General features: G+C 58.7%; 18 protein-coding genes. 13 read left to right on the top strand and 5 right to left on the bottom strand.

All coding sequences use genetic code 11. The features are described from left to right. Positions 1 to 172 precede the first annotated feature (172 nt). The 8 genes from KGB07_RS28510 (at position 173) to ahr (ending at position 8,465) form a co-directional block, all read left to right on the top strand. Positions 173 to 391, top strand: a complete 219-nt coding sequence (locus KGB07_RS28510) for an MbcA/ParS/Xre antitoxin family protein (protein ID WP_223467356.1) — start codon at positions 173 to 175, stop codon at positions 389 to 391. A 133-nt stretch (positions 392 to 524) separates the two neighbouring features. Then, positions 525 to 1,640, top strand: coding sequence for an ABC transporter ATP-binding protein (locus KGB07_RS28515; protein ID WP_223467358.1), 1,116 nt, complete (start codon positions 525 to 527; stop codon positions 1,638 to 1,640). A gap of 39 nt (positions 1,641 to 1,679) precedes the next feature. Continuing rightward, on the top strand, positions 1,680 to 2,822 hold the full coding sequence (locus KGB07_RS28520) for a PotD/PotF family extracellular solute-binding protein (protein ID WP_223467360.1): 1,143 nt from the start codon (positions 1,680 to 1,682) through the stop codon (positions 2,820 to 2,822). A gap of 31 nt (positions 2,823 to 2,853) precedes the next feature. After that, positions 2,854 to 3,771 (top strand): ABC transporter permease, encoded by a 918-nt coding sequence (locus KGB07_RS28525; RefSeq protein ID WP_046037379.1) that lies wholly within the window; start codon positions 2,854 to 2,856, stop codon positions 3,769 to 3,771. A 1-nt stretch (position 3,772) separates the two neighbouring features. Then, a complete protein-coding gene (locus tag KGB07_RS28530; protein ID WP_046037380.1) occupies positions 3,773 to 4,600 on the top strand; it encodes an ABC transporter permease in 828 nt (275 codons plus the stop codon). Continuing rightward, positions 4,593 to 6,065, top strand: a complete 1,473-nt coding sequence (locus tag KGB07_RS28535) for an aldehyde dehydrogenase family protein (RefSeq protein WP_046037382.1) — start codon at positions 4,593 to 4,595, stop codon at positions 6,063 to 6,065. Before KGB07_RS28530 ends, KGB07_RS28535 begins: the two co-directional genes overlap by 8 nt. A gap of 473 nt (positions 6,066 to 6,538) precedes the next feature. Next, positions 6,539 to 7,306 (top strand): metallophosphoesterase, encoded by a 768-nt coding sequence (locus KGB07_RS28540; RefSeq protein WP_223467362.1) that lies wholly within the window; start codon positions 6,539 to 6,541, stop codon positions 7,304 to 7,306. A gap of 127 nt (positions 7,307 to 7,433) precedes the next feature. Beyond that, complete coding sequence (gene ahr, locus KGB07_RS28545) at positions 7,434 to 8,465, top strand: NADPH-dependent aldehyde reductase Ahr (RefSeq protein WP_046037386.1); 1,032 nt, start codon at positions 7,434 to 7,436, stop codon at positions 8,463 to 8,465. 54 nt (positions 8,466 to 8,519) lie between these two features. Here the strand turns inward: ahr and KGB07_RS28550 are convergent, their stop codons facing one another. The 5 genes from KGB07_RS28550 to KGB07_RS28570 all read right to left on the bottom strand — a co-directional run bounded on the left by KGB07_RS28550 (position 8,520) and on the right by KGB07_RS28570 (position 12,934). Beyond that, positions 8,520 to 10,070, bottom strand: a complete 1,551-nt coding sequence (locus KGB07_RS28550) for an ArnT family glycosyltransferase (RefSeq protein ID WP_223467364.1) — start codon at positions 10,068 to 10,070, stop codon at positions 8,520 to 8,522. Between the two features lie 3 nt (positions 10,071 to 10,073). After that, positions 10,074 to 10,352, bottom strand: a complete 279-nt coding sequence (locus tag KGB07_RS28555) for a lipid-A-disaccharide synthase N-terminal domain-containing protein (RefSeq protein WP_223467365.1) — start codon at positions 10,350 to 10,352, stop codon at positions 10,074 to 10,076. Further along, positions 10,349 to 11,089 carry a glycosyltransferase family 2 protein gene (locus KGB07_RS28560; RefSeq protein WP_046037390.1) on the bottom strand — a complete coding sequence of 247 codons (741 nt, stop codon included), beginning with the start codon at positions 11,087 to 11,089 and terminating at the stop codon, positions 10,349 to 10,351. The genes KGB07_RS28555 and KGB07_RS28560 overlap by 4 nt, the downstream gene beginning before the upstream one ends. Positions 11,090 to 11,136: 47 nt before the next feature. Then, positions 11,137 to 12,114 carry an NAD-dependent epimerase gene (locus KGB07_RS28565; RefSeq protein WP_223467367.1) on the bottom strand — a complete coding sequence of 326 codons (978 nt, stop codon included), beginning with the start codon at positions 12,112 to 12,114 and terminating at the stop codon, positions 11,137 to 11,139. A gap of 199 nt (positions 12,115 to 12,313) precedes the next feature. Continuing rightward, complete coding sequence (locus KGB07_RS28570; RefSeq protein ID WP_046037392.1) at positions 12,314 to 12,934, bottom strand: cell wall hydrolase; 621 nt, start codon at positions 12,932 to 12,934, stop codon at positions 12,314 to 12,316. A 142-nt stretch (positions 12,935 to 13,076) separates the two neighbouring features. Here KGB07_RS28570 and KGB07_RS28575 point away from each other — a divergent pair, with 142 nt between their 5' ends. From KGB07_RS28575 to KGB07_RS28595, 5 genes are all read left to right on the top strand, one after another. Beyond that, positions 13,077 to 13,928, top strand: a complete 852-nt coding sequence (locus KGB07_RS28575) for a CAP domain-containing protein (RefSeq protein WP_223467369.1) — start codon at positions 13,077 to 13,079, stop codon at positions 13,926 to 13,928. 218 nt (positions 13,929 to 14,146) lie between these two features. Then, positions 14,147 to 15,637 (top strand): proline--tRNA ligase, encoded by a 1,491-nt coding sequence (gene proS, locus KGB07_RS28580; protein ID WP_223467371.1) that lies wholly within the window; start codon positions 14,147 to 14,149, stop codon positions 15,635 to 15,637. A 255-nt stretch (positions 15,638 to 15,892) separates the two neighbouring features. Next, positions 15,893 to 16,381 carry an Hcp family type VI secretion system effector gene (locus KGB07_RS28585; protein ID WP_046037395.1) on the top strand — a complete coding sequence of 163 codons (489 nt, stop codon included), beginning with the start codon at positions 15,893 to 15,895 and terminating at the stop codon, positions 16,379 to 16,381. Between the two features lie 9 nt (positions 16,382 to 16,390). Next, a complete protein-coding gene (locus KGB07_RS28590; RefSeq protein ID WP_223467372.1) occupies positions 16,391 to 17,365 on the top strand; it encodes a hypothetical protein in 975 nt (324 codons plus the stop codon). After that, positions 17,362 to 17,742 (top strand): hypothetical protein, encoded by a 381-nt coding sequence (locus KGB07_RS28595; RefSeq protein WP_046037398.1) that lies wholly within the window; start codon positions 17,362 to 17,364, stop codon positions 17,740 to 17,742. Before KGB07_RS28590 ends, KGB07_RS28595 begins: the two co-directional genes overlap by 4 nt. Positions 17,743 to 17,953: the final 211 nt, after the last annotated feature.

Below are 17,953 nucleotides of genomic sequence, written 5' to 3' on the forward strand. Positions count from 1 at the left end.
AAACACGCATGTTTAAACCATGCTGAATGACTGGATTCAATCGACCTGCCAGCGTTGAAATCTTTCTATAGATTCAGGAAATATCCCACGCGCTTTTAGGGTTGGCCGTCGGAAGTGCGAGGTTTAATTTGGCAGCTCCAGGCAAATACAAGAGATGGCGAAGGAGACTAAATTGGCACCTCTAAACCAGCAAAAAAATACAGTCCGGTATGTAAAAATCCTGAAATACGCCATCAATGTGCTTGGCAATCAGCGGTTGGCTAAGGACTGGCTAAAGAGACCTTGCAAGGGTCTGGAAGGCAACATCCCGCTGGAACTGATCCGCAACTCGCATGGCTTCCAGAAGGTTGAGAATTATCTGGCCCGGATTGAACACGGGGTTTATCAATGATCGTTACGCCATACGTCTACTGAAAAACTTTCTCCACCCCCTCCTATCCCCCAAGGGATATATACACCGCAAAACCCCGATTGCTAGTTTGGCCCCCGACGCACTGATTCATCACTGCAAGGGAGCCCGTCTCGTGAACAACACCCCGCCAAGCGATATCGAATTCTGCAATGTGGTCAAACGCTATGGCGAGGTGCAGGCCGTCAGCGGTCTGGATTTCGCGGTGCGGCGTGGCTCGTTTCATTCCTTTCTCGGCGGCTCGGGCTGTGGCAAGACCACCACCCTGCGCATGATCGCCGGCTTCGAACAGCCCACCAGCGGCGAGGTTCGTCTGGCCGGCAAGAGCGTGGCCGGTGTGCGGGCTTTCGAGCGGCCGGTGAACATGGTGTTCCAGCATTACGCGTTGTTCCCGCATTTGACCGTGGCGCAGAACATTGCCTACGGCCTGCGCTATCGCACCCCGCGCCCGGACAAAAAACAGCAACTTCGTATGGCCGATGAGGCGCTGGAGATGGTGCGCCTGAGTGGCTTCGGCCAGCGCAAGCCGAGTGAATTGTCCGGCGGCCAGCAACAGCGTGTCGCCCTCGCCCGCGCCTTGGTCAACAAGCCGACGGTGTTGCTGCTCGACGAACCGCTGGCGGCGCTGGACCGCAAGCTGCGCAAGGAGATGCAGTCGGAACTGCTGCGTTTGCAACGGGAGGTCGGTATCACCTTCGTACTGGTCACCCATGACCAGGAAGAAGCCCTGTCGATGAGCGACAGCATCAGCGTGATGCACAACGGTTCGATCATCCAGACCGCCACCCCGGAACAACTCTATGAAGCCCCGGCCAGCCGCTACGTGGCTGATTTTATCGGCGAGTCCAACCTGTTCGACGGCACCGTGCGCCAGCTCAACGGCAACTCGGTGGTGCTGCGTACCGAACAGGGTCTGGAGCTGACCAGTCCCCTCACCCCCACTGGCAAAGGCCTGAGCGCCAACGCCGCCGGTTGCATTGCGGTGCGGCCGGAGTTGATCAGCATCGCCAGCGCCAACGCCGAAATGACCCGTGAAGTTAAGCTGCAAGGCTGCGTCGAGGACCGCATCTACCTGGGCAATTCCACCGAATACCGCGTGCGCACCCAGGCCTTCGGCGTGGTCTGCGTGCGGGTGCCGCGCCAGCAGGACCACGGCGCCAATGCATTCGAACACGGCGCGCCAGTGCGCGTCGGCTGGGATCACGCCAATGGCCTGGCCATGGCGTTGTAAATCATCGATTCGTTTCATCAACCGGATGTGGAGCGTGCTATGGACCAGAAGACTTTTATAAAAACCCTGCGCAGCTGGCAGAACGGCTCGATCAGCCGCCGCGAGTTCCTTGGCCGCACGGGCCTTGGGATCGCTGCCGCCGTGGTCGCGACCAACATGCCCGCCCTGCTGACCTCCTCCGCCGAGGCCGCCGAACAGGCCAAGCTGGGTGATCGCCTGTCGCTGGCGACCTGGCCCAACTACCACAGCCAGGAAAACCTCGACACCTTCGGCAAGACCACCGGCGCCCGGGTGTCGATGAGCGTGTTCGGTTCCAACGAAGAAATGCTCGCCAAATTGCAGGCTGGAGGCAGTGGCTGGGACGTGCTGGTGCCGACCAACTACACCATCAGCACCTACGTCGGGCTGGGGCTGATCGAGCCGCTGGACCTGTCGCGCATTCCTAACTTCGATGCCTCGGCGTTCCAGCAGAAGTTCATGGCCCAGGGCACGGTGGACGGCAAGGTCTACGCAGTGCCGAAAAACTGGGGCACCACCGGCATGCTCTACGACGCCGGCAAGCTGAAGAACGGCCCCGCCAGCTGGAAGGAATTCTGGGCCGCCGCCCAAGGCCCGGCCAGCGGCCGCACGATGGTTCACGACTACCAGTTGACCGCCATCGGCAACGCGCTGAAAAGCTTCGGCTACAGCTTCAACTCCCTGGACCCGAAGGAACTGGCCGACGCGGAAAAGCTGCTGATCGAGGTCAAGCCACACCTGTTCGCGATCAACTCCGACATTCAGCCGTCGATGCGCAGCGGCGATGCCTGGCTGGCGATGTCCTGGACCGGCGACGCCTCGCAACTGCACCGCGACAACGCGCAAATGCAGTTCGAACTGGGCAAGGAAGGTGGCGAACTGTGGAGCGACTTCTTCGCGATTCCCAAAAGCTCGGAGCACAAGGACGCCGCCTACGCCTTCATCAACTACCTGCTCGACCCGCAGCACAACAAGCTGGAAGTGCTGAGCCACGGCTACCCGAGCGGCGACAAGCGTGTCGACGCGCTGCTGCCGGTGGCGATGCTCGACGATCCGATCATGTACCCCGCCGCCGAGGCCCTGAGCCCGCTGGAGTTCGGTGCCGCCGCGACGCTGACCAGCCCGGCGCGCGCCGAACTGATGGCGCGTTTCAAGTCCGCCTGATCGCTTGACCATGGCCAATGAGGAGTCACCCATGAATGCCGCCGCCCACCCGCAAACGGTGCAGCCGGGCCATGCCCTGTCGGTCGAGGTTCGCCAACGGCGCAGCCTCGGCCGGCGCATCACCCTGCTGATGCTCTTGCCTTCGACCCTGTGGTTCCTGCTGCTGTTGTTGATGCCGCTGGTGATCATCCTGGTCTTCAGTTTCGGCGAGCGCAGCGCCGTGGGCGGTTACGCCGGTGGCTTCACCCTGGCCAACTACCTGAACCTCGGTTCTCGCGGCGCGGCGTTCAGCAATACGCTGATGCTGGCGCCGCTGGGCACCCTGGTGTGCCTGGTGGCGGCTTATCCGCTGGCGTATTTCCTCGCGGTCAAGGTCAGCAGGAACCGCTCGCTGTTGCTGACCCTGGTGATCGTGCCGTTCTGGACCAGTTTCCTGATCCGCACCTACGCCTGGATCTTCATCCTCAGCGGCAAGGGTATTCCGGCGCTGCTGGCCAGCCTCGGTCTTGAAGATGTGCGGCTGATCAACACGCCGTGGGCGGTGCTGATCGGCATTGTCTACGGCTACCTGCCGCTGATGGTGTTCCCGATCTACGTCAGCCTGGAAAAACTCGACAAGCGCCTGCTCGAAGCCTCGGCGGACCTGGGCGCCAGTGCCTTCGAAAGCTTTCGCCGGATCACCCTGCCACTGTCCGCGCCGGGGATCATCACCGGGGTGATGCTGGTGTTCATCCTGTTGATGGGCGAGTTCCTGATCCCGGCCATTCTCGGCGGCGGCAAGGTGTTCTTTGTCGGCAACGCGCTGGTCGACCTGTTCCTGCAATCGCGCAACTGGCCGTTCGGCAGTGCGCTGGCCATGACGTTGGTGGCGATGATGCTGCTGATCATCGGCGTGTACTTGAAACTGGTGGCGCGCTACGGCGGCCGCCCTGCCGACGGAGGCCTGTGACATGTGGCTGCGCAGCTATTCAACCTCGCTGTACCTGTTTCTCTACGCGCCGATTGCCTTGATCGTGCTGTTCAGCTTCAACGCCGGGCGCAGTGGCCTTACGTTCCAGTGCTGCTCGGTGCAGTGGTTCGGCACCGCGTTCGGTAACCCGTTCATCATGGAAGCCCTGGGCAACAGCGCGCTGATCGCTTTCAGTTCGGCAGTGATTGCCACGCTGTTCGGCACCCTGGCGGTGTTCGGCTTGCAGCGCTGCGGCGCCAAAGTGCGCCTGCTGTTCGATGCCCTGACCTATTGCGCGATCATCGTGCCGGGCATCGTCATCGGCATCTCGACGCTGATTGCGTTCATCAGCCTGTTCGACCTGATCAACCCGCTGCTGGCGAGTTGGTTGCCGACAGTGCCGAAGTTGAACATGGGCTTCTTTACGGTTATCGCCGCGCATTCGTTGTTCACCATGGCCCTGGTGATGGTGATCGTGCGCAGCCGTGTCGACTCGCTGGACAAGGCCTTGCTCGAAGCCTCGGCGGACCTGTACGCGCCACCGATGGACACCTTCTGGCGGGTAACCCTGCCGCAGATCAGCCCGGCAATCATGGCCGGGTTCCTGCTGGCGTTCACCTTCAGCTTCGACGATTTCATCATCGCGTTCTTCGTCGCCGGTTCCGAAACGACGCTGCCAATCTACATCTTTTCCTCCATCCGCCGCGGCGTGACGCCAGAGATCAACGCGATTTCCACGGTGATCATCTGCGTGTCGCTGGCCCTGCTGTTCACTTCCCGCCATCTGCAAAACCGCCGTACCGGCGTCCAGGAGTCGCACCATGCGTGATCAGCTCTACATCAACGGCGAATGGGTCAGCCCGGACCTGGGCGGCTATCTGGACGTGATCGACCCTGCCACCGAGCAAGTCTTCCACCGGGTCGCGGCAGGCACTGAAGAGGATGTCGACCATGCCGTGCGTGCGGCCCGTCGCGCCTTCGACAATGGCTGGGGCCAGACCAGCGGCGCCGAGCGCGGGCAATGGCTGGAGGCGCTGGCCGATGAACTGGAAAGTGGCCAGCAGGCGCTGGCGGAACTGGAAGTGCGCGACAACGGCAAACCCTTGCCCGAAGCGCAGTGGGACATTGGCGATGCGATTGGTTGCTTCCGTTACTACGCCGGTTTGGCCCGTGAACTGGACCAGCAACAGGATCAGCCTCTGGCCTTGCCGGACGCGCGTTTCCGCTGCCGCATCCGCCACGAACCGATTGGCGTGGCCGGGCAGATCATCCCCTGGAACTACCCGCTGCTGATGGCCGCGTGGAAGGTCGCGCCAGCCTTGGCCGCCGGGGCCACGGTGGTGTTGAAACCGTCCGAATTGACGCCGCTGACCGCCCTGGAACTGGCGGCCGCCGCGGATCGTATCGGTTTGCCCGCCGGGGTGTTGAACCTGGTCACCGGCCTCGGCGCCGACGCCGGCAGCCCCCTCACCGAACACCCGGGCGTGGACAAACTGGCCTTCACCGGCAGCGTGCCCACCGGCGCAAAAATCATGTCGGCGGCGGCGCGGGACATCAAGAACATCAGCCTGGAACTGGGCGGCAAGTCTGCGCTCATCGTGTTCGACGACGCCGATGTCGACGCCGCCGTGGAGTGGATTCTGTTCGGGATTTTCTGGAACCAGGGTCAGGTGTGCAGCGCGACTTCACGCCTGCTGGTGCAGGAAACCATCGCTCCGCGCCTGATCGAACGACTGGTGGAAGAAACCCGCAAGATCAGCATCGGCCCCGGTATGCAGCCCGGCGTTCTGCTCGGGCCGCTGGTCAGCCAGGGCCAATACGACAAGGTGCTCGGTTTCATCGACCAGGGCCTGGCCAGCGGCGCCCGTTTGCTCACCGGCGGACGGCGACCGGCGCACTTGCGCGAAGGTTACTTCGTCGAGCCGGCGATTTTCGACGAGCCCGGTCATAGCAGCATTCTGTGGCGTGAAGAAGTGTTCGGCCCGGTGCTGTGCATCAAGCGCTTCAAGACCGAAGAGCAAGCAGTACAAATGGCCAACGCCAGCCGCTTCGGCCTGGCTGCCGCCGTGATGAGCGCTGACTTGCAACGCACCGCCCGGGTCGCCAACCAGCTGCGCGCCGGCATCGTCTGGGTCAACTGCTCGCAACCGACCTTCGTCGAAGCACCCTGGGGCGGGATGAAACACAGCGGCATTGGCCGGGAGCTGGGGCAATGGGGGTTGCACAATTATCTTGAGGTCAAGCAGGTGACCGAGTACGTCAGCGACCAGCCGTGGGGGTGGTATTTGAAGTAAACAGGTCAACCTCATCGCGAGCAGGCCGGCCGCCTCGCTTTTGCTTTTGCTTTTACTTTTGCTTTTGCTTTTGCTTTTGCTTTTGCGGTGTACGCCCCCTCGTGAGGCCGAGCGCAGGTTCTGCGCAGTGGGCAACCCGGCATGGATGCCGGGTTAGCCGCCCCCGGCCATGGATGGCCGATGGCGGCGGGCCCACGGAGCAGGACCGGAGCGAGGGCATGCCGAGCCACAGCGAGGCACCGAACGTCAGGGGCAAAGCGTTTTGGTTACTTTGGCGCTCTTCCAAAGTGACCCGCTGTAAGAGCGGAACCAATAACCGCCGTTACCGAAGAAACGGATATGTACCGGCTGTGAGCACCGCATCGGCGTACACCCGTTCCCACATTTGTTTTGCTGACCAGCAGGCTTGTGGCAACGGGTTATCAACGCGTAACTTGAATGACTTGCCCTTCAACACACGCCGGAGTTGATCCATGCGCATCGCCTTGCTGTCCGACATGCACCTGTCCGTCAACGCGATCCCCTTTCCCGCCGTGGATGCCGATATTGTCGTGCTCGCCGGGGACATCGCCCGGCCGCCCAAGGCCATCGAGTGGGCCAGAGCCTGCCCGGTTCCGTTGTTGTACGTGGCGGGTAATCACGAGTTTTATGGCAGTGACCTAGTCTCCACCTACGAGCAATTAAACAGCCTGGCGCAAGGCACGCAGATCCACATTCTGGAACGTTCGGAGTACGTCCACGACGGCGTGCGCTTTCTCGGTTGCACCTTGTGGTCTGACTATCGCCTGCTCGACAGCCCGGATGATCGGGCGCTGGGCATCGATCTGGCGACCCAGCTGATCCGTGACTTCAGCCACATCAAAATCGCCCCCGATTTCCCTGACCTGTTCACGCCGGCCATTTCCCAGCTGGTGTTTCTGCAGACGGTCGCCTGGCTGCAAGACTGCTTCACCCGCGACAGCAGCACGCCTACGGTGGTGGTCTCCCATTTCGCCCCGACGCGGTCGAGCATCAGCCCGACCTTTGCCGGTTCGCCAATCAACTCAAGCTTTGTCTCGGACCTCGAAGCGCGGATCAAAGACTGGCAGCCGGCACTGTGGCTGCATGGCCATACCCATGGCAGCTTTGATTATCGGGTGGGCAACACCCGCGTGGTCTGCAACCCACGGGGCTATGCCAAGAATGGCATCAATGAAAATCCTGATTTCGATGATGCCTTCGTGATCGATCTGCAGATCTGAGGTAACACCGAAACCAACAGTCTCCAGGCGCGCACCCAATGGAACGCCCATGACCCGCTACACTTTCCTCGCTCCGCCGCTGCACCAAAGCGGCCAAGACCCCTGACTTCTGATCTGGAGGTATCCCATGAGCGACAGCAGCGAACTCACCACCTTTACCGGCTGGGCCGCCACCGCAGCGGGCGCACCACTGGAACCCTTTAGCTACGATCCCGGCCCGTTGGGAAGCGATGAGGTGGAAGTCGCCGTGGAATATTGCGGCGTCTGCCACTCCGACCAGTCGCTGATCGACAACGACTGGGGCATCAGCCACTACCCGTTCATTCCCGGCCACGAGGTGGTCGGCCGTATCGTGCGGTTGGGCGACCAGGTTCGCGGCCTGGAAATGGGGCAACGGGTGGGCATCGGTTGGTACAAGGGCAGCTGCATGCATTGCACGTCGTGCATCGAAGGCTCGCATAACCTGTGTCGCACCGTGCAACCGACCATCATCGGCAGCAACGGAGGTTTTGCCGACCGCATTCGTTCGCACTGGGCCTGGGCCCTGCCGATCCCGACCGGGCTCGATCCGGCGATGGCCGGGCCGTTGTTCTGTGCCGGTTCGACCGTGTTCAACCCGCTGGTGGAATTCGGCATCAAGCCCACCGACCGGGTCGGCGTGGTGGGCATCGGCGGCCTCGGCCACCTGGCGCTACGCTTCCTCAATGCCTGGGGCTGCGAAGTCACGGCGTTCACCTCATCGCTGAGCAAGCAGGACGAAGCCAAGCGCCTGGGCGCGCACAAGGTGGTCGCCTCGACCGATACCGATGCGCTCAATGCCATTGCCGGCACCCTGGACTTTCTCCTGGTCACCGCCAACGCCAACCTCGACTGGACCGCCATGCTCGCCACCCTGCGCGGCAAGGGTCGCCTGCACTTTGTCGGCGTCGTGCCCGATGCCATACCGGTGCACGTATTCAACCTGATTCCCCAGCAAAAAGTCTTGTCCGCCTCGCCGGTCGGCTCACCGGCCAACACCGCGATGATGCTGGAGTTCTGCGCCCGCCATCAGATCCTGCCGCAGGTCGAGATGTTTCCCATGAGCCGGATCAATGAAGCCATCGATCATTTGCGCAGCGGCAAGGCACGCTACCGCGTGGTGCTGGATGCCAGTCAGTGACAGGCGACGAACGAAGAGAAAGGGCCGCTTGTTCAAGCGGCCCTTTTTTTGCCCTCAGGGATTAGCCACCTGCGCCGGCGGTGCTGGCATATGCGGGTCATTCCAGGTGAACCGATAGGCTTTGCCGGCCTCTTGCGGCAGGCATTTGCCGTTGTCGGCATCCGCGCCCACGATCGACCAGTTCGCCCGGGAGTTTTCCCCCAGTTCACGGGCCGCTTCGGGTTTGAAGCACTGGTTCAGTACGTCATCCGGCACCAAAGCGTAGGCCTTGGGGTGTTCGCGCAGATACTGCGCAGCCTTCTCGATGGAGGAGTAATCCATGCCGAAATGCACGATCGGTTGACGGGCAAACAACCAGTGCCCTTCCTCCCAATTGACCAGCACCAGATCGGCGCCTTGGGTCATGGTCGCAGCCTGCGCCATGAGCACCTGATCAATGTTGGTGCCTTCCTTGAGCGGTTCGATGAAACCACGGGCGAACCACAGCGCGAACCAGGTCGCTACCAGTGCCGGGAACACCCGGCGCAAACGCGGGTGGCGTTTGAACCAGCGCTTGAGCAGCCACGGGATCAACGGCGCGGCGACCAGCACCAGACCAGGCAGCGCCGGGTAGATGTACAACTTGCGCTTGCCCGTGCTGATGCAGAAAAACAGCACCACCAGCACCACCCAACCGAGCAAGACCAACACCCGGCCATCTCGTTTTTGCAACTGCCGGCGCCAGGCCGGCACCAGCCATGGCAGCACCAGCACCAACGGCAGCCAGTACTGCGGAATCACGTTGGTGAAGAAATACCAGAACGGTTCGCGGTGATGCCACGCGGCGGCATAACGGCCCGCTGTCTGGTGCAGCAGGATCTCCCGCGCATAGGCCACTTCGTCTGCGCTGCCATTGACGATGATGGACAAGGCCAGGGGCAACAGCCAGATCGCGATGGCGCCAAGCATCAGCGCAAACCCGAGCAACCACTTGCGCGCCTCGCCGGGCATGGCCACCACGCCGGGCCAGCCTTTGCGCACCGCATAGGCGTAAGGAATCAGCAACAGCGCCGGCAGGAAACCCACGCCTTTGGTAATCACGCCAATGCCCATGGCCGCACAACCCGCGTAAAACCAGCGCCACGCAGGTCCCAGCAGCAGGTGCCGCGCCAGACCGTACAGGCCCAGGGAGGTGAACAGAATCAAAAGGCTGTCGATCTGCCCGGTGCGCAGGATGCTGTAGGTCTGGTACGTCGCCAGGTACAACAGTGCGGCGTTGCGCCCGGTACGCTGGGTCCACAGGCGACGGCCCAGGTCATAGACCATCGCCGTGACCGTCACCGCCGAAAACAGCCCAGGGATATACAGGGCGATGTTGGGCTTGCCAGTCAGCCAGGTGAAGAACGCCACCGTCCACATGAAAATCGGCGGCTTGTCGCCGTAGATCTCGGCGGCCCGGTGCGGGATCAGCCACGAGCCGTTCTGCAGCATCTCCAGTGCGACGCCGAGGAAACGCTCTTCGTCCACATTCTGTGCCTGGCGCAGGCCCATGCCCGCGCCGATCAGCAACAGGGCAAGCAGCATCAGGCCCAGGCACTCGACCCTGGGCGACAACGATCTACGCATTACTTATTCCTTTACGCTTCTGCTTTTGGCAATCAATTGCAGGTTGCGGAAATAGACGATGGAGCCAAAGGCCTGCCCGGCGATGAACACCGGGTCCTGACGGTAGATGGCGTAGGCAAGCAACAAGGTGCTGCCGACGATGCTCAGGTACCTGAAGTTGGTCGGGATCACGCTGCGTTTCTTGTACTCGCTGTACAACCACTGCAAGACAAACCGCCCGGTAAAGGCAACCTGCCCGGCAAAGCCGACCAGCAGCCACAGGGTCTCACGAGACAACATCATCCTTCGAGCTCCTGGGCGTGAGTATTCAGGCGCGTGCGCTTGATCAGCCACCAGACACCGATCAAATCGAGAATGCCGACCAGCGCGCGGTCGATGTTGCCGTATTTCGAGACCCCGGCCGTGCGCGGCCGGTGGTTGACCGGGTGCACGATCATGCGCCCGTTATGGCGCTGGATCAGCGCCGGAATGTAGCGATGCATGTGGTCGAAGTACGGCAGGCGCAAGAACGCCGCGCGCTCGATCAACTTCAGGCCGCAACCGGTGTCCGGGGTGGCGTCCTTGAGCAGGCGCCGGCGCAGGTTGTTGGCGAACCGCGAGGCGTAGCGTTTGCTCGCGGTGTCGCGGCGATTGACCCGGTGCCCGGCGACCAGTTGCACATCGACCTTGCCCGGTTCGCCGCGCACCAGCGCCAGCATGCCGGGAATGTCCGCCGGGTCGTTCTGGCCGTCGCCATCGAGGGTCGCCAGCCACTGCCCGCGAGCCTCACGGGCCGCGTGGTACAGCGAGGTGCTCTGCCCCAGCGATCGCTCGTGATGCAGGATACGCAAGGTGTTCAAGCCGTTTTGGCGAATCTGCCGCAGTTCCTGCAGGGTCGAATCAGTGCTGCCATCGTCGACCACGATGATTTCGTACGATTCAGCGGCCAATGCGACGCGGATTTCCTCAAGCAACGGCTTGAGGTTGTTCGCTTCGTTTTTGGCGGGAATCAGTACGGATACAAAAATGTCTTGGCTCATGGGTCTCTCTCGCCCTTTTTGATTTTTCGAGATCAGAGGCGAACGCTTCAAATCTGATAGAACTGCCGATACCACTTCACAAATTCTCTTACACCGGTTTCGAGCGTCACCTGCGGGCTGAAGCCCACCCACTCGGCCAGTGCCGAGACATCGGCCCAGGTCTTGACCACGTCACCGGCCTGCATCGGCAGATAATTGCGCCTGGCTTGCAGATCCAGGGCTGATTCCAGGCACTCGACGAAATCCAGCAACGCCACCGGCATGCCACGCCCGATGTTGAAGAGCCGGTTGACCCCGACAGCAGAGCCTTCCGGCACCGGAGGCCTTGGGCGCAGTCGGGCGATACCTTCGACAATGTCGTCGACGTAGGTAAAGTCGCGGGACATCTGCCCCTGGTTGTAAATATCGATGGGCAGGTCTTTGAGGATGGCGTCGGTGAACTTGAACAGCGCCATGTCCGGGCGGCCCCACGGACCGTAGACGGTAAAAAAGCGCAGGCCACTGGCTTTCAAGCCATACAAATGGCAATAACTTTCGGCCAGCAGTTCATTGGAGCGCTTGGTGGCGGCGTACAACGAAACGGGATGTTCGACAGGATCCTCGACACTGAACGGCATCTTGCTGTTGGTACCGTACACCGAGCTGCTCGAGGCGTAGATCAGGTGCTCGGGGCGATGGTGTCGACAGGCTTCGAGCACATTGAGGAAACCCACCAGGTTCGATTGCCCATAGACATCCGGGTTGTCCAGCGAGTAACGCACCCCGGCCTGAGCAGCCAGGTGCACCACCTCGGTAAAAGCGTGTTCTCGAAACAGGCTCATCAGGGCCGGTTTGTCGACGATGTCCATTTTCCGGAAGCGAAAACCCGGCAAAGTCTCCAGCACCTTGAGGCGTGCCTGCTTGAGTTCCACGTCGTAGTAGTCGTTGAGGTTGTCGATACCGACGACCTCCTGCCCCTCGCGGCACAAGCGCTGGACCGTATGAAAACCGATGAAACCGGCCGCACCGGTGACCAGGACGGTCATAGAGCGTACGCCAGCGAATGCGCCGTGATCGGCGCGAGATTACTGATCCAGACCCTCGTCAGCTTCATGTGTAGTTCCTGCTTATCGCGTCATTCGCGCACGGTTTCGTTATGAAGCTTATAAAACAGAAACATTTCAGTTTCGATAACACCTCGCACAACCACAGCAAAAAAAAAATATTTGGCCGAAAAAGCCGCTATTACCTGGCCGATCCGTCATGAGGTTTGTAAAAACGGAACAAGCCGATATCCACGGTCCTGATGTATTCCCTGGCCCAATCCGGCTTGACGGTACGATCATGGAAATAAAGGGCACCCTGGGTGCGGTCCGGCAGTTCCTTGTTCAGGGCCTTGCGCGCGATTTCCTTGGCCATCGCGTAAGGCACCTCTTCCTGGACCGAATCGGATTTGCCGTCGCACCACCAGGAAAACTGGCAACTCCTGGTCTCCGAACCCTGCTTGACCACTTTGCACACCGTGTCCGGAAAGCCTTCGTGGCCCAGGCGATTCATGACCACATTGGCCACCGCTTCCATGTCAGCGGCGTCCTTGCCCTTGGCTTCCCAGTAAATGGACCGGGCCAGGCACGTGATCGCATCGTCCAGCGGCGCGGCACCCGCCGGGTCGACGGCCTGGACTTCGGACGGGGTAATGGCTTCGGCCTTGGGCGCCGCTGCGGGGCTTTTATTCTCGGCGGCTTTCTGTTCCAGCACCTCGGCCTTGTTCTCGGCCGCTTGCTGCTTTTGCGCTTGATCCGTAGCGGACACCGGGCCGGCAAGCAACGTGAGAGCGAGGCAGGTGGCGATCCAGTCGAGGCGCATGGTCGGTGTCACTCGGTGAGTGGTTCGATTCAGTCTAGTAGTGAAATGATTTCGCCCACCCCACTACACTCTGGATAAATCCGTTGTCTTAGATCGGCCAACTTCGCGCATCATGGGCGCAATCTGCTCAAGGGGGATTTTCATGGGTTTCATTTCATCCGCAATGCGTTTGGCCGGTGTGTCACTGGGCCTGGTATTCGCCGCCAACGCCTTGGCGGCCGACGAAGCGCAATTGATCGAATCGATCAACGTCTACCGCAGCCAACTGCAGCGCTGCGCCGGCCAGGTTTCATCGGAGCTTCCGCCGCTGTCGGCCGACCCACGCCTGGTGCTGACCGCCTCGAGCATCGGTAATCTGCAGCAGGCCATGGCCACTGCGGGTTATCCCATGAAGAATGTGCAAGCCATCAGCCTGTCCGGGCCTCGCGATGCCGCCTCGGCGATGAAGGCGATCCAGGAGAGTTTTTGCCAGATCGTCCTCGACCCGCAATTCGTCGATGTCGGCGTCAGCCGCCAGGACAATCAGTGGCGCATCGTCGTGGCGCGGCCACTGCTGAGTTCACACTTGGGCGACTGGCAGACCGAGGGCCAGAAGCTGCTCATCGAACTCAACGCCGCACGGGCCAAGCCGCGTCAATGCGGCACCCAGTCTTTCAATGCGACCGCGCCGCTGGCCTGGAACGCCACGCTGGCCACCGCCGCCGAAGGCAACTCGCGCTCCATGGCCAACAACAACTACTTCGATCACAAGGACCGCGATGGCCGCACCCCGGGCGACCGCGCAGAACTGGCCGGCTACAACTTCCAGCAGATCGGCGAAAACATCGCCGCCGGGCAGGACAGCGTACGCAAGGTGGTCGAAGGCTGGCTGGTCAGCCCTGGCCACTGCGCCAACCTGATGAACCCGCAGTTCCGCGAACTGGGCGCGGCGTATGCGACCGACCCGAAGAGCGATGCGGGGATTTACTGGACGGCGATGTTTGGGGCTCAGTGAGTGCCATAGCCCCCGAAGCGATTGCATTGGGGGCTATTTGTGGTCGACGAACACGTCGAAGAGCGGAGTAACTTTACAAAAAGAAAGATCCTTCTGAAGGAAATTTCTGAAATATGAAAAACCACACATGAAGTCTTGAAATTTCAAAGCTCAATAAATATACCTACCCCTTACGACACCATTTCGAATAACAATTTCGACTTCAAAGCAAGGGTCCTATGAAAAACGCAATATCACCTACAAGAAATGAAAACTTTTCTGACTGGTATCAACAAGTGATTACCCAGTCGGAAATGGCTGAGAACTCTCCAGTTCGAGGTTGCATGGTTATCCGTCCTTGGGGGTATGGCATATGGGAGCAAATTCAACGAGAACTTGATAAGAAAATCAAAGACACAGGACATTCAAACGCATATTTTCCACTTTTGATTCCATTATCCTTTCTTCAAAAAGAAGCCGAGCATGTTGAAGGCTTTGCCAAAGAGTGCGCAGTTGTAACTCATCACCGCCTCGAAAAATCAACGGATGGAGCGCTTACTCCCGCTGGAACACTAGAAGAACCGTTGATCATCAGGCCCACCAGTGAAACGGTCATCGGTGCATCCTTTTCACGATGGGTACAAAGCTATCGGGATCTGCCTTTGCTTATCAATCAATGGGCGAACGTACTGCGCTGGGAAATGCGTCCCCGGATTTTCCTGCGCTCATCGGAGTTCCTATGGCAGGAAGGTCACACCGTTCACGCAACTCATGATGAGGCCTTGGTCGAAACGCTAAAGATGTTGGATATCTATGAGCGCTTTACTACCGAGCACCTGGCCATACCAGTAATCAAGGGCGAAAAGTGCTCTTGGGAACGTTTTCCGGGCGCCGTCAGCACCTACACCATTGAAGCGATGATGCAAGACGGCAAGGCCCTGCAAGCAGGTACTTCTCATTTTTTAGGCCAGAACTTCGCACAGAGTTCAGACATCCGCTTCGTGAACAAAGAAGGGATAAAAGAACTGGCATGGACCACGTCTTGGGGAGTATCCACGCGACTGATCGGCGCGATGATCATGGCCCATGGTGACGATGATGGACTAGTACTCCCGCCCCTCGTGGCACCGACGCAGGTCGTCATTATCCCGATCGTGCGCAACGAACAGAATGCAGATGCCATTCATGACTACTGCAAAAAACTGCAAAAGCAAATTTGTCGGAAAAAACTGAAAGGGCAAAACCTTCGGGCCAGTGTTGATTGGCGGGACATGAACAGTGGCGAAAAAAAGTGGTACCACATCAAGCGTGGCGTCCCTGTCCGGATCGAGATTGGCATAAAGGAACTGGAGCAAAATGTGGTGTCCTATTCCTGTCGAAACAGCTGCAAAATCCTCCTGAAACTTGACACTGAAGATTTAGTTAATAACATCTCGAAAACACTGGCAACCCTTCAAAAAGACATGTTAGAGGCGGCACAGAAGAGATTGTCCGACAACACCACAACGGTCACTACTCTGGACGAATTCAAAAAGCACTTCAAACAGAACGCAAAACTTAGCGCCTTTGTTCTCGCCCCCTTCAGCGAAGACAATAAAGTTGAACAAGCCATCGGAGAGCTTGGAGTAACCGTTCGCTGTATTCCGCTAAAACAACCTGGAATCTCCGCGACCTGTTTATTCACCGGCCGAAAAACGAACATGTGGGCACTTTATGCAAAGTCATATTGATCCCTGGCCACCTACAGCCCCGCTATTGCGGAGTTTTCAAATTGTACGGTATCGGGCGTGAACTCGAGGAGGGCGATGATGAGCAGTGCTTTATCGGCCCTCAGGAAAAGAACGTACCTGGACCGGATCATCTGATGCGGTTAGTAGGTTTGATCCCTACTTCCCACCCTGCGGAACCGTCACAAAAAATAGCTGTCATATCCGCTCATCGTCAGATTTTTCATCTGTACGACTGACTACCAAGGAGAGGTACACATGGCTTTTGACGGTTATATTCAGATCGCTGAGATTCCTGGTGAAGCGCTGGATGAGAAATACAGCAAGTGGATTGAAATCATCGGCTATAACTTCGGCGTCAATCAAAGCACCTCCGCAACCGCCAGCTCATCAGGCGGCGCGTCATCCGGTCGCACTACCTTGACCAATTTCACCTTCACAAAATACCTGGACAGCGCCAGTTGCAAACTGATGGAAGCCAGTTGTGCAGGCCAGCATCTCAAAGAAGTGAAGCTCGTGCTCTGCCGGGCAGGCACAGACAAAATCAAGTATTACGAAGTTGTGCTGGAAGAAGTCATCATCGCTGACTACGCCCAAAGTGCGAGCTCCGGGGTGCCCATTGAAATAGTACAGCTCAACTACGGCCGCATAAAAACCACGTACATTCAGCAGAAACGCAGCGATGGCGCAGCTGGCGGCAACGTGACCGGAGGATGGGACCGAATCGGCAATAAGAAATATTCGTGAGGCAAGGACATGGCCGAAGCTCGATCGTTCATCAATTCCAGAACACAGACTTTTGACTCCCTTAAAGCGAATACTGCGCTTTCTGGAAACTCAAAGGCCAAGTTCAATATCCTCAACGCCCATATCGCAGGCAGCATTGTCCTCGCGGGTGAGCTTGTCATCGTTGGCGACTCCTCCACCCCATCCTGTACCAGCCAGGAAGCCTACCTGATGGCCAAAGCCAGCGAGGTGCACACTGCTTTACTGGCCAACGGCGCGGGGGCTGACGACTTTTTCCTGGAAAATTTCGAACTCCTGCAACAAATGATCTCCTTTACATCTATGGGGATTGGCGCCACGAGTGATGGCTGGAGCAAACATCTCGAATCCGTTAAAGCTACGCTTCAGGACATTGAAAAGCTTTATCGGGAACATGCGGGCTCTGGCACGATGACAAACCGTGACGCCTTCTATACAAAAAGAACAACGCTATTCATGAAGCTTGAGAAGCAGCTTGGCAACATAGCGTCATTCGGATCAGGTCTGCGCAATGAAGGCTCAATCAAAAGACTTCTCGGTCTTTCAACGAACAGCTATATGCATAACGGAGAAATCGCGGGTTACGCTGACAAGGTGTCTGGTGTCGCAAACGCGGCCAAATGGATCAAAAGAGGAACCTATATTGGTACTGCGCTTGAAGTAGGCTCTACCGGGCTGTCGATTCATAAAGCTTGTACGGTGGGCCGCGAAGAACAGTGCAGGAAAGCAAAGTATGTTGAAGGAAGCTCGTTAGTGGGCAGTTTGGGTGGAGCGAGTGCTGGCGGGTATCTCGGTGGCATTGCGGTCACTGGCGGTTGCGTATTGGTATTAGGCATTACAACAGGCCCTGGTGCGCTGGTCTGTGGTGTGGTTGGAGGTGCCGCTGGTGGATGGGCAGGAGGGGAAACAGGAAAATGGGCCGGTGAGCAATTTGGCGAGTTTCTTTACGGCGAGGTGACAAAATGACAAGCATCCCAATAGGTTTGATTGCCGGATTGATACTGGTGCCGATGATACTGACTTGTTTCGCTGTCGCCTTCATCGCACACAAATACGTTGACGCAATCGAAGAACGTCTACCCAATTGCTCTTTTGTAAAAACCACCAAAGACGCATTTTCGGCTGGCGGCCTGGTCGGCAAGGTCATGCGCGGTGGCGCTATTGCCATGGTATTGATGATGCCCGCGCTCAGCGCTCGAAGGGGCGTTATTGATGCCAGCGAAGTGAAAGGCCTTCCAAGGCACTACAAGAACCTTTTGATAATTCCGGTGATTATTTTGTTCGTTTTGTTTTTTTCCCTGATCGCACTCAGGGTTTCAGCCTACTTCATAGAGAGCCATTGAAAAAGACTAAAGAATCAAGTCCGTTTTGGAGAAAATCACACCGCTTATCCAACAAAGAACCCGAAGCCCTGTCATGGGCTCCGGGAGGGTGTCCTAGATTTTGTGTAAACGGGATTTTTATTAAACCGTTAACAGACGATCTTCGAACTGGATACTGAAGCGATTCAAGGCCGCTTTCCAGTCCCGGATCGGCATCGTCCACTTCTTGCTG

Source organism: Pseudomonas sp. GL-RE-26, from assembly GCF_019956275.1.
In the GTDB taxonomy this organism is placed as follows: domain Bacteria; phylum Pseudomonadota; class Gammaproteobacteria; order Pseudomonadales; family Pseudomonadaceae; genus Aquipseudomonas; species Aquipseudomonas grandcourensis.